Origin of the sequence: Schlesneria paludicola DSM 18645 (assembly GCF_000255655.1) — a bacterium.
In the GTDB taxonomy this organism is placed as follows: domain Bacteria; phylum Planctomycetota; class Planctomycetia; order Planctomycetales; family Planctomycetaceae; genus Schlesneria; species Schlesneria paludicola.
Genome location: NZ_JH636434.1, coordinates 466672 through 478414, shown reverse-complemented (window position 1 = coordinate 478414; position 11743 = coordinate 466672). Strand labels below are relative to the sequence as shown.

Sequence of the window (11743 nt, the reverse complement as noted above, 5' to 3'; positions counted from 1 at the left end):
GCCTGCGCGCTCATTACAATGAGGCGGTTATGAAATGCTCTCTAGGACAACGCAACGATGGAAGGCTTTTTCGCCACCTTAAAGAAAGAAATCGTACACTGCGAACGGTATCAGAGACGTTCGCAATCGCGTCAAATCTTTTTCGAATACATCGAAGGCTTTTGCAACCGAGTCCGTAAGCACTCAACACTCGGGTATAAATCACCCATCAAGTTCGAACAGGCTGTATACTCCGAATCCTGCGCCTACATTTCTTGGGCAATTCCATCTGATTGGTGTTTTGTGGCAAGGTATGGCCGTGCGAGAGTCCCTCAGGGGGTGGAAACCCAAGCTCGGTGTTGTCACGCTGCTGATGGCTTGCGTGCTGACGTCAGCGTGGGTGAGAGGCTTGCCGAAAGGTAAGCAACTTTATTTTTCTCTCAGCAAGGTCAATTCGATCCAGGTCATCTCGCTCGACGGCGACCTTGTCATCGGAACTTGCGAGGCAGCGGACTCGTCGTTCAGTTTGCTCGATCAAACATTGTGGACAGATCTCGATGTTCGAAGAGTCGGGGATTTTTTCCCAGTGGAAGACACAGAAGTTTGGAATTGGAAGTTCGGTACATTCGAGTCATTGACGCATTCGACGTCGCTTGCTTCGATTTATTACCGGTTCATTCCCCACTGGTCGATCGTCCTTCCTCTGACCCTGCTCTCCGTTAATTTGCTGCTCAGCAAGCCACTTGTGAGAACGCCAGTTCCTGAAAACCAACCCGCGTGAAGCCAGGTAAACCGGGTTCCGTCAATCGCTTGACAGAGAATTGAAATGGTGCCCGTAACCGAACAGCCACATTGACTTGCGAATGGCGTGCTTTTGACTGAACGTAATGAGAAAACGCCCGGCATTGCTACCAATAGGCCCTCAAGCCATTGCCGCTGAACTCACGCTTCGACGAATCACCCTGAGCATCTGAGTTTATCGGTGTTTGCTGAACAATCAATGCCGATCACTCGGAATCGCTGGGGCTCACAGCCTCACGGTAATTGGGCCTGAATCCGGTAGTGGCCGGTAGTGAAACCAGTAAACACCGATTCACTGCCTGGCAGTTCACTTTCCGGATGCCGCTGGCGGAAATCTGGATTGGTGCATTTTTCGCCTAACTCACAGAGACAGGCCCAGAGCCTTAATCTGTGCGGAGGCGTTCATTGGATCTGCGACATTCACTACGATGCTGTCCTTCGACAAGAGTTTATATGACTCACGCGCCTGATCAGGCCAGCGAGCTCCAGGATCAAGATAGATGAGAGACGCACAATTTTCGCGACGAACTTGTTTCGCCTCTTGCATTTTCTCGAACTGAAACACGGTCTTGTAAACCGCACCGTGATTGAAGAGCGGCACTTTCTGGATCAACGCGACTGGCCTGTCAGTGTGAATCGCGTGATCGAAATTGAACGGCTGGATTGTCTCGCCAACTGGGCACGTCATATCGTAATTATTACGGAATCCTGGTCGTTCGCGGATTCCAGACGCACGTAGTACGGAAGTGGACGCCTTGCGAAGCAAATCCCCCTCAGAGTATTGGCGCTCCTCTTCGGGTGTTGGGTCTTCCGCGACGAGTTCATTGAACAATTCATTCAACAGGTCAGGAGTATCCTCTCCGTCTACGGTCCCGCGGATGCGGCCGCCGTCTACGAGAAGGAAATTCTCCGAAGACCGTGATCGAATGGCATCTACGAATTCTGGCTGCTGCCTCTGTACCATCTCGCCGTTTGGCAGGCGCAGTTGTGGCTTGCCGCATTGGATCCTCCACGAAAGGAGCCACTGGCGGTAAGCGTGCATGTCGACGATATGGAGCTTTCGAAGTCCCGCGTGAATGTCTTCAATGAACCGCGATTGAACGTCTCCATTGTTCCACACTATCAAGCCGATATTACGCGGCTCCATGCGTCGGACATCTCGAACATATTTGGCTATTAGGAAGCGTGGATTGTTCATGTGAACAGCCCCCTTTCAGGATTCCAGTCGACGACCTTTGTGAATTCATGCCTGTATTCAGCAATGATTTCCGTCAACCGATTCTTGCGGTTTATGAGGAATTTCGTGCCGAGCTCGCACTCTTCGTGGGATATCAGCTTGAATTTTAGCACGTCCCTCAACAGTCGCTCAATGACGCTGTCAGGAGTGCTCCAAATCGCATTCGCCCATTTGGAGAAATGCTCTGTTGAATCGATTTCGTTGAGTAAACAGTGGCGATTATTGCCAGTAACTGGACCGCCCGTAATGCCGAGTCGTAAGAAAAGCGTTGTTAGGCGATCGCATCCTTTTCCAGCATTTCCCCCGAAAAGTGCCTGATCGTGGTCGAACACTTGGCAAAGCGTTGGCGCTGAGATGTCGTCAACCGTCAAGTTCTCAGAATGCCGGTCGGAATTCGCGATCCACACGTCAAACAGGAGGACACCAGCAGCGATATCGGGAAGGTGCTCGACAAACTTGTCTGGTTCAATTTCAGGTAATTTGTGCCTGTTGATGTTGAAATCAAGGATTGAAAATATGCATTTTTCGCCCAGATCTTCGCTGTATGTAATTACGCATGGAGGTACAGGCAAACCAATCAGTTCAGCCAGTCGCGAACAGACGTACTCGTTCGGAATGCGGTACGGAGAAAATTCCCATGGCCGCTTGTGATACGCACCAACGAATCCAAACGATCTTCGGCTTCTATCTTCCTCAGGAAAACCCAGGTCGTCAACGTTGTACTCCGCGCGGAATCGAAATCTGGAACCGACAGCCATGATTCACACCACTGGACGATTGGAAGCAGCCCGAAACACGTACACCGACAGTGTTATCGGAACGCTTCAAGCGCTTGCGTGAATATGAAACGGCTGCAGATTCTGCCACAGCTCGTTGCCTCCTTCTGCGGCGCAATATAAGTCCTAAAGAACCGCAATTTTCTGCGGATAACGGACGCTTTAGGAACGAGTGAGCAGTGTTTACCTCAGCACAAATGTTTCGCATGATCTTCAGCCAATTTGACTTAAGTCTGCCAGTGTAAAGGAGCCAACTCCAAAGATGATCAAATTTTCGTGCCAGGTCTGCGAATAGAAATTAGAAGTGAAAGATGAATTCGCGGGCCGGGAAGCGGAGTGCCAAAAATGCGGGTCGGAGTTGAAAGTGCCCGATGAAAGTATTGAAGAAGTTCTCAAACCGGCTGAACAGACTAACAAACCAATTGCCGCCGCAAATACGGTGGGCGCACCGCCACAGTTCGAACGCCCTGGAACAACTGAAAATTCGTCTGTTCCCCAGATTGGCGGCATCATCACGCCGTGGCTTGGGACAATCCTGCCGACTTAGTTTGGTTCTGCGAAGCATGTGATTGTACCATTTTAATGGTGCGACTCGCGAGGTGAATTGCGTTCATTCTACTGTCGCGTTGTTCAATGAAAGAAGCCGCTCGATGTGAACGGCTTCCCCTAAGATTGAGTCAACTCGAGTGGGATCATCTACGCGAACAGCTGCGAAATTGGTTCCCCGTCCCGCACGATCATGACCGGTCGTCCGATGTTTGTTTGATACTCCTTGTGAGCATCGATTCCGAGGTTTGCGAAGAATGACGCGGCGACGTTGTCAGGCTTGAATCCAGCATCAACGGGACCAAGAGCTCTGTCATCCGTGGCGCCAAGTACCTGACCAGTTTTGACCCCACCGCCCGCCATCAGCATAAACATGGCGCGAGCATAGTGATCACGTCCGTTTCGTTCGGTATTGATCTTTGGCGTTCGACCAAACTCACCGGTCACGAACACACAGGTCGATGCGAGTAGGCCCTTTTCAGCAAGCCCGCTGAGGAGCCCCGCTAATCCCTCGTCGAATGGCGGCAGTTGCTTTGTCTTCAGGCGATCCCAGTTGTCCTTATGGGTGTCCCAGCCGCCGTAGTTGATCGTCACGAATCGAACTCCCGATTCGATGAGCCGAGACGCTAGCAGGCAGTTCATCCCAAAATCAGTCTTCCCGAATCGCTCGGCGTACGCGGGTGACTCCCTACTCGTGTCGAACGCTTCCCGAGACCGTGACGACGTGATCATCGAATACGCTTGCTGCCCGAACCGATCGAGCCCGTCGAGTAGCTGGCTATTCTTCTCAGCAGACTTAAATGTCGTGTCGAGATCCTTCAACAGCGACTGGCGTCGTGAGGCATCTGTCACCGTGAGACCGTTCTCGAGCGAAACTCCACGGAGTAAATACGGCTGCCCTGGTTTCGGAGCGGTTGAGGCCGTGATGGGGGCAAATCGAACCCCAAGGTATCCTGCTTTCTGCGAGACATTCCCCAGGCCAACATAGTTCGGCAAGTCATCAGGCCCACCGAGCTCCTTGCTCACGACTGAACCGTAAGACGGGAACTCGATCGAAGGAATCGGCCGATTGCCCGAGTTGACGTACAGGCTTCCCAGTTCATGGGCCGCGAGGGAATGCGTCACACCGCGGAGGATGGCGAACTTGTCCATTTGCTGGGCAAGCTTTGGTAGATGCTCGCTGATCTCGATTCCCTCGACGTTCGTCTTGATCGCATCAAAGGAGCCACGATATTCGCTCGGTGCGTTCGGTTTCGGATCGAACGTGTCCATGTGGGATGGCCCACCCGCGAGGTTGATGAAAATCGCGGAAGTCGCTTTCGCGGATCGGATTTCGCCAGCGTTCGCAAGTCGTAGATAGTTCGACAGTGTGAGGCCAGTCGCCCCGATCGCTCCGACTTTCAGAAAATCACGACGACGGACTCCGTCACAGGTCTGATGAATTGCCATGGAAAACTCCTTCGTGAGTGGATGGCCGAATGTCAGGTTGTCTGAGCGAGTGATGCTCAGTGATTGATCACAAATTCTTTCGTGTTGACGAGAGCCCAAAGCAGATCTTTCAGACCTCGGGACATGTCATCCGTTTCCTCGAAATACTTGATGGCGCGTGTTGTCTCTGGGTCAGTTGGATACCGGCTCAGAGTCCGCAAGAAGGCACTTCGAACAATCGAGGTGAGGTTCGCGTTCGTTTCTGTTGACGACGAACTCTCGGATTCGACTGCCGCTTCTCGCTTGGCGATCTCCTGCTGGATGGCTGCAACGGCTTTCTCTCGCCCCTTCTGCGTCGCAATGTCGAGCCGTCGGCGAAGCTGCTTTGTGCTCAATTTCGCGAGCTTGCCCGCCTGTCCTTCAGGTTCATCGTCGATTTCCTCGTCCGCTTCCTTTGCCTGCGGAATTCGCTTCATGACCTGATCAACCCAACGACCTTTGCCTTCGATCATTGCGATGACGTCGTTGTCATTCTGCAGATAGACAGTCTGTAGAAGACTGGCTTCCGATGAACGATCACATTCGCAGTTCGTTTCCCTGATGGATTTTCCGAAAATCGACAACGCGTAGTCGTTTTTACCTCGACGTTGTTGTCCGCCAACGGGATCTGCAATTGCTCGCCCGTTCAGATTGGTGACGACCTTGGCGGCTTCAGGATCACTCATCGTGGCGATCCGCAGGGCATCGTAAGCCACTTCGGCAGGCAACCGCCGCGGCACGGAATGAGAGAAGTTCCGTTCATCGAATTGGTTCGTCTCATTGGTTTTCCAACTGCGCTGGTACGTCAACGAGTTCGCAATCGTGCGGTGAAGCCATTTCATGTCGTAGCCGCGGGAGCGGAATTCATCCGACAGATAGCTCAACAACGCCTCGTTGCTGGGAGGATTCGCCAAACTGAGATCGTCCACGGGTTCGACGATCCCAACATTGAAGTATGCAGACCAAATTCTGTTGACAACGGCTTTGGCGAAGTAGGGGTTCTGATCATCTCGCAGCCATTCCATAAGGGCTTTTCGCGGATCATCCATCTCATCGATCGCGACCACATCCCCCCCGAGGATCTTCGCCGTCCGGCCAGAGAGTTTTTGAGCGGCCTGTTTCTTGCCGCCCGTCCGCTTTGCTGGAGTGAGGAACAGTTCGTCGAATGGCATCAATTCGCCCTTAGCGAAATGCTCTCGCACCGCCTTGCCGAGGTCATTGCCTTTCAGCGTTTTGTGATCGATCCCGGCCTTTTCGAGCAAGGCGATTCGCTCGTCCTTGTGGGCTGGCGGCGTTGCGTATCGAGGCCGGGGGAAGAATTCTTTGAACCGATCGAAATCGTCTTTTGTCCATTGGTCGAAGGGGTGTTTGTGGCACTGAGCGCACTGAATCCGAAGCCCCAGGAAGGAATACGCGAATCCGAGTGCTCTTTCGTCGGCTTGGATGAAGTTGCGCCGCGACCAATAATGAGGCATCGAATCTTCATCAGTGATTTTGCCCTTCGGCTCCTTGGCGTAGTAGCCGCTCATCCGCTCGCAGTACTGGGCGTAGTCCTCACCCTCTTTGCGGCTGACTGCCAGAATGATCCCTTCCGCGATCTTGTCGTAGGGGACGTTCCGTTCGATGCGAACGCGCAGCCATTCGTACCATTCAGTCGAACGCACGGCCGGAGCGACACCGGAAGTCTGGAAGTTGAGTCTCTGAGTGTTGTTCCCAGTCCAGTCCGAAAAACGGGTCGCCCACCACGCGGAGTAGGTAGGTCGCTCCAGCATCTCGTCGATTTTTGCAACGCGTTTATTGGGCGAATCGTCTTTCAGGAATGCTTCAACTTCCCTTGGCGTGGGAAGTGTTCCCGTCATATCGAGCGAGACGCGGCGAAGGAAGTCGGCATCCGTGCTGAGCTCAGACGGTACGATTCCAATCTTGCGAAGCTTATCGATAACGAGTTCATCGATTTTCGAATTCGTGGCGACCGACGGATAGTTTGAGCCGGTACGATCGCTCACTGGTTGCATGACGGGGACCGGGACAACGCCGTTATCGTAGAACACGACGACGTGAGAATCCCCCGGGCCTGTCGAGGTCACGACACCACCGTCCGTAATCGTGGCAACTTGATCGTTGTTCGTTCGCCACCGACAAAGGGGAGTCACATCGTGACGTGCCCCATCTGACCAGATGGCAACGGCCTTCAACGTCCAAGTTTCGCCCCGCTTCGACGCAACGATTTCATTGGGGGTCACTTCGAGTCGAACGAATTCTGGACTCTCAGGGGTACCAGGATTCGCACCCGTTTCGATCCAACGCGTCAAAACGCGGTGTTGCCAAGAGTTCGCTTCGAAGCGTTTCCCTCCTTCATGCGGGACAATCTCCAGTGCCTTCTGAAGTATGAGACTCTCGGGAACGGCGGCCGTGTTCACTCGCGGTCTGTCACCTTGGGTCAAGTTCTCGTGATCCGCTTTGAAGTCATATCCAAACAGCGAAAGTCGGAAGCCGCCTTGACCCTGAAATGAACCGTGACAGGCTCGTCCATTGCAACCGAGCTTCCCGATCAATGGCACGATGTCTTGCCGGAAGTCAGGAGTTCCATTCGCCGATTCGGCCGAATACCGGTGGTCGATCCTCGGAACTTCGTCAGCGGCCTGCGACAAACCTGCAGCACAGAAGCAGGTGATAATCGAAAGAGTGATACGCGTTCGAAGAAACGTCGTCATTTACGATCTCCCTTTGCATCAACCTGACCAGCCGAAGCAGGTGTCTTCAGGTTCTTCTTGCCACCCTTCGAGACTGGACGTGCCGATTTGAGTTGCGCCATTTCCTTCGCAACCTGTTTGTCCTTGTCGGAGAACTCGTCGATCATCGAATTGAGCTTTTTCTCACGCTTCTTGAGCCGATCGAGTTCTGATTTTGCCGTCGCCAACTTCAGATCAACTCGCTCTCGAAGTGCTGCTTTCAATTCCGCTTCAATGTCCTTGTCTTCCGATACAGCGAATCGAGCGCCCAGAAGTCGAATTCGCGACGTGAGCTTCCATTCCGCAAGCTGTTCGGCGTACCGCTGCGGATTCTTATCGCGAATCCCATTCAATCGATCGATGTCCTTATTGAGGGCGGCGATGGCTTCGCCATGCTCTTTAGGACTACTCGACTTCAAGGCTTGCAAAAGCGGAACAAGGGCAGGGTGGTTACGCTGCACAAATTCCACCGCGGCCTCTTCTTTCGCATCGGCAGGGCCAGGTGTTTTCGGAGCGACGGATTCCGTTTTCGGTTTGACATCGGACTTATCGGGCGTCGCGGCATCATCCGCGAGACCGTTGCTTCCGACACCAGCGATCCAAGCGATGGCAACCGGCATGAAGAGAAATCGGATTGATCGCATCAATTGTCCTTTCTCGCGTCGTGCAATTCGAGCGAAACTCCAGCCAGCAACCATTCTGGAATCTCAAGATGCGAATCATTGTCTTCATCCGATTCGCCCATCTCGGCGACTGTCACGTCATCGTCAAGACTCCACATTGAGACGTCTGACATGCCGGAATCGGATGTTGGAACACTGAACCAAAACGAAGATCCGACCAAACTCAACGCGACAACAGTCGATGCAATGACAGCCCAATGCGATTTTTTCGGTGATTCGTGCGAAAGGATTGCTGCAGGGCGTACCGCAACAGACGACGAAATGGCACTCTGAACCGTTGCCAACAGCAAGTGTGCTGAGGCGACCGCTTCGCATGCCGCTAAGTCGTTGGTAAGTCGCAATTCAAATGAGTCACGGTCAGCGCAGGCAAGTTCGCCCAATACATACTGCGTTGCCAACCAGTTCAATTCATCGCCTTCAGACGACATCGTTCAGTCCTTCCCGATCAATCTTTCCCGAGCCAAGTTCGGAGCTTTTCCAACGCGAGTCGCATGCGAGTTAAAACCGTGCCCAAGGGAACCTTCAGGTCGGCTGCGATCGTCGCAAAAGACTTGCCTTCGTAAATCCTCAGTCTTACGACGTCTTGCTGTTCCGCGGACAGCTTTTTGAGCAAATCGCGAACTCGCTCAACTTCGTCCCCATCAATGGCATTTGGCAGAATGGCAAGCTCTTGCCGTTTTGAGTCCAAGTACTTTCCCAGATGTTCCATTTCACGCTTCGTTCGACGCCGATAAGCCAGCGCTTCTCGCATGGCAACCTGAAACAACCATCCCTTGATCGTGTTTTTCTGTGCAGTGTGTCCGACTTCCAACAGTCGATGGAATGTGATTTGTGAGACGTCTTGAGCCGCCGCAGCGTCTCGTAGAACTCCGGTCAAAAATGCTAGAAGTTCCGCGGCATACAGGTCGGCCAAGCCTCGAACTTCCTCATTGGAAATCCGGTCCTGTAGCTGCGGCTGAGCCTCTGCGTTGGACAAATCGGTCACTCCCTCGATCGTTGCATGCACGTAAACGATGCGCGACGAGGGGATTTTATTCTTTGAAAAATGACGGACGTGCAAAAAATCCCGAAACACACGAAACGTGCCGAGGTTTTTAAGAATAGACGCCGTCGACAAGGAGACGCACTGATCGCACTAGTTCACGGATGGGGCCGGAATCCGCCGGTGGTATCGCAAAGGGATGACGAACTCCAGATGTCCCTCTCTTGTTTCATCCTCGACGGCGGAAATCTTCTCCTCGTCGAACTGATCCGCCCCAAAGTGCGCCAGCAGCCGTCGAATTCCATCAGCGGGCATATCCCCGCTAAATGAGACCTGCGGCAGATCCGCGAACCAGACGGACCATTGGTTGTCGGCCTGCTCGGCGATGATCGTCACCAGCTTCTTCATATCCCGAATCTCTTGTTGTTTTGACGGGCGACGCTATTTCACCGCAGCCAAACCGCGTACCGCGACTACTTTTCCCACAATCCTCAGATCGTCTTCAGGTCCGACCTCGATCGGCCTCAGCTTCTTGTTCTCCGGCACCAGCATGATCTCACCACTACGATGATGCAATCGCTTTACTGTGGCTTCGTCGTTGAGCAACGCGACCACGATGTCTCGGTGTTCAGCGAGAGGCTGCTGGCGCACGATCACGACGTCACCCGAGTTGATCCCCGCGTCAATCATGCTGGTCCCGCTGACTTTGAGGGCGAAGTGCTTGCCAGATCGAATGGTGGCAGATTCGACGAGAAGTTCACCGAGCTGATTCTCAGGAGTGAAGAGCGGAGTTCCTGCGGGAACGCTTCCGAGCAGTGGAATTGGTACGAGGCTCGCAGGCTCCGAATCGGACGCCGACCGGAGAACTGTCAGGCTCCGTGACTTGCCAGCCGTTCGTCCGACATAGCCGTTCCGTTCGAGTCTAGTGATGGCCTTCGAAATACTTGCAGCACCTTGGCCGAGCTGTTCCGCCAGTTCTCGGAATGTCGGCGTCATGCCATTGCTGGCGATGTGCTCTTCAAGGGCCTGCAAGACTCGTTTCTGCGAGGGAGTCAACGTTTCGACGATCGGTCTGCCACGGCTTCGTTTTGCCATATCCAGTCATTTTCTACGACGGTGCGACTTGCAGCAGTCTTTCCGTCCGACGATTCTTGTCCAGGGATCAAACCGAAAAGGAACTCCATGCGGTTCATCGTAGCGTTCATCGCCTGCATTTTCGCGGGGCAATCCTGCTCTGCATGGTCCGAAGGTGGGCATCACCTCATTGCAGTCTTGGCGTTCGACGAATTGACGTCGGATGTGCGATCCAGCGTTCTGGATTTGCTGGGGCACCATCCACGATTCGAACAGGACTTCAAGATCCCAGAGAAAGTTAGAGATCCCGATCGATGGATGATCGGCCGTGCTGCTTTCTGGCCCGATGTCGCCCGACGAACGTCATTTGATCGCCCCAAGTGGCACTATGATGTTTTCATAAACGCAACTGTCGGTGATTTCGAGGATGTGCCACTATCTCCACGCCTCCCCCCTGATGATGCCACGCTTGCGACAAAGGAGTTGAACATCAAGCAGGCTATTCGGCTCTGTCGGAAAGTCCTCAAAGATAAGAATCAGCCACCTGCTGATCGCGCTATCGCACTTTGTTGGATCTGCCACTTGGTCGGTGATGCAAACCAGCCCTGCCATTCTGGCTCGTTGTACTCAAAGCGGTTGTTTCCTACAGGCGATCGCGGTGGAAACGAAATCCCTACGAAACAAGGGAGAAACCTTCACGCGCTTTGGGACAACTTGTTAGGGCCGAAATTCGATGAAGGGGACGTGCTGCGACGAGCAGCTGAAGTGCGCGATAGCGGGGAATTCTTGGGAGCCGCGGAAGTTGCAAAATCTCAACGTGGTAAAGAGCCTGAATGCTGGCTGATGCAGGCTCCTACAGGCTACGTCTATGACAAAGATGTCATCCGGGCAATTGAACAAGCTGAAATCAACGGCGCAAAGCTTGAGCCGATTCAACTTTCAAAGGAATACCTAAGTCGGGCTGGAACACTCGCAAAGGAACTGGCGGCCAGAGCGGCGATGGCACTCGCAGCGATTCTGCGTGAGGATTTTGAAGACAACTGAATCTGTACTGGATCTCCCCAAGCCCTTTAGCTCTCCTCTTTCAATGGTTCTGCCAGATAAGCTCCCTGATTACGGACATTTCCGACATCCTTGCTGACGGGCCAAGCCTGCATTTCGTCAGCTGGGAAATGCTCGAGCATCGGCTGAATCGCTGCTGGATCATTGATCGCCGGGTCTAGCCATGGGTCGACGAGTGCATGAGTGAGGATCACCGGCATTCTGTCATGAAGCGGCTCCATCATGTCGTTTGCCGTGTGGGTGATGATTGTGCAAGACTCCACGGTTTCCCCTTCCGGCAACTTCCAGACCTCCCACAACCCCGCCATCGGCATTGGCGCGCCGTTCGTCAGGCTGATGTAATACGGCTGTTTATTCTTAGCATCGAGTTTCCGCCACTCGTAGAACCCACTGGCCATCACGAG

Annotated in this window: 13 protein-coding genes and 1 pseudogene; 4 read left to right on the top strand and 10 right to left on the bottom strand. The window is 53.4% G+C overall.

Going from position 1 to position 11743, the window contains the following annotated elements; all coding sequences use genetic code 11:
* Positions 1 to 45: 45 nt before the first annotated feature.
* Together OSO_RS52785 and OSO_RS51290 are read left to right on the top strand one after the other, a co-directional pair.
* Positions 46 to 219: pseudogene (locus tag OSO_RS52785) on the top strand (IS3 family transposase); the annotation flags it as partial.
* Between the two features lie 79 nt (positions 220 to 298).
* Positions 299 to 760 carry a hypothetical protein gene (locus OSO_RS51290; protein WP_162130498.1) on the top strand — a complete coding sequence of 154 codons (462 nt, stop codon included), beginning with the start codon at positions 299 to 301 and terminating at the stop codon, positions 758 to 760.
* Between the two features lie 381 nt (positions 761 to 1141).
* On the opposite strand, the gene OSO_RS0102370 is transcribed toward OSO_RS51290, so the two are convergent.
* Complete coding sequence (locus tag OSO_RS0102370) at positions 1142 to 1978, bottom strand: hypothetical protein (protein WP_010581964.1); 837 nt, start codon at positions 1976 to 1978, stop codon at positions 1142 to 1144.
* The gene (locus tag OSO_RS0102365; protein ID WP_010581963.1) at positions 1975 to 2775 is read right to left on the bottom strand and encodes a HipA family kinase; all 801 of its coding nucleotides are present in this window, start codon (positions 2773 to 2775) and stop codon (positions 1975 to 1977) included. The genes OSO_RS0102370 and OSO_RS0102365 overlap by 4 nt, the downstream gene beginning before the upstream one ends.
* A gap of 322 nt (positions 2776 to 3097) precedes the next feature.
* Between OSO_RS0102365 and OSO_RS0102355 the strand changes: the two genes are divergently transcribed.
* Positions 3098 to 3340 carry a hypothetical protein gene (locus OSO_RS0102355; protein ID WP_010581962.1) on the top strand — a complete coding sequence of 81 codons (243 nt, stop codon included), beginning with the start codon at positions 3098 to 3100 and terminating at the stop codon, positions 3338 to 3340.
* A 149-nt stretch (positions 3341 to 3489) separates the two neighbouring features.
* On the opposite strand, the gene OSO_RS0102350 is transcribed toward OSO_RS0102355, so the two are convergent.
* The 7 genes from OSO_RS0102350 to lexA form a co-directional block, all read right to left on the bottom strand.
* Complete coding sequence (locus OSO_RS0102350; protein WP_010581961.1) at positions 3490 to 4788, bottom strand: DUF1501 domain-containing protein; 1299 nt, start codon at positions 4786 to 4788, stop codon at positions 3490 to 3492.
* Between the two features lie 56 nt (positions 4789 to 4844).
* Entirely contained in the window at positions 4845 to 7520 is a 2676-nt protein-coding gene (locus tag OSO_RS0102345; protein ID WP_010581960.1) for a DUF1549 and DUF1553 domain-containing protein, read from the bottom strand.
* Positions 7517 to 8182: a hypothetical protein gene (locus OSO_RS0102340; protein WP_010581959.1), complete on the bottom strand. Its 666-nt coding sequence runs from the start codon at positions 8180 to 8182 to the stop codon at positions 7517 to 7519. Before OSO_RS0102340 ends, OSO_RS0102345 begins: the two co-directional genes overlap by 4 nt.
* Positions 8182 to 8649, bottom strand: coding sequence for a hypothetical protein (locus tag OSO_RS0102335; protein ID WP_010581958.1), 468 nt, complete (start codon positions 8647 to 8649; stop codon positions 8182 to 8184). Before OSO_RS0102335 ends, OSO_RS0102340 begins: the two co-directional genes overlap by 1 nt.
* A gap of 17 nt (positions 8650 to 8666) precedes the next feature.
* Complete coding sequence (locus tag OSO_RS0102330; protein ID WP_157604961.1) at positions 8667 to 9206, bottom strand: RNA polymerase sigma factor; 540 nt, start codon at positions 9204 to 9206, stop codon at positions 8667 to 8669.
* 150 nt (positions 9207 to 9356) lie between these two features.
* Complete coding sequence (locus OSO_RS0102325; RefSeq protein WP_010581956.1) at positions 9357 to 9611, bottom strand: hypothetical protein; 255 nt, start codon at positions 9609 to 9611, stop codon at positions 9357 to 9359.
* A 33-nt stretch (positions 9612 to 9644) separates the two neighbouring features.
* Positions 9645 to 10298: a transcriptional repressor LexA gene (lexA, locus tag OSO_RS0102320; RefSeq protein WP_010581955.1), complete on the bottom strand. Its 654-nt coding sequence runs from the start codon at positions 10296 to 10298 to the stop codon at positions 9645 to 9647.
* Between the two features lie 87 nt (positions 10299 to 10385).
* On the opposite strand from lexA, the gene OSO_RS0102315 reads away from it, so the two are divergent.
* Positions 10386 to 11321 (top strand): S1/P1 nuclease, encoded by a 936-nt coding sequence (locus OSO_RS0102315; protein WP_010581954.1) that lies wholly within the window; start codon positions 10386 to 10388, stop codon positions 11319 to 11321.
* A gap of 26 nt (positions 11322 to 11347) precedes the next feature.
* Here the strand turns inward: OSO_RS0102315 and OSO_RS0102310 are convergent.
* Positions 11348 to 11743: SOS response-associated peptidase (locus OSO_RS0102310; RefSeq protein ID WP_010581953.1), on the bottom strand; the 396-nt coding region annotated here is incomplete at its 5' end.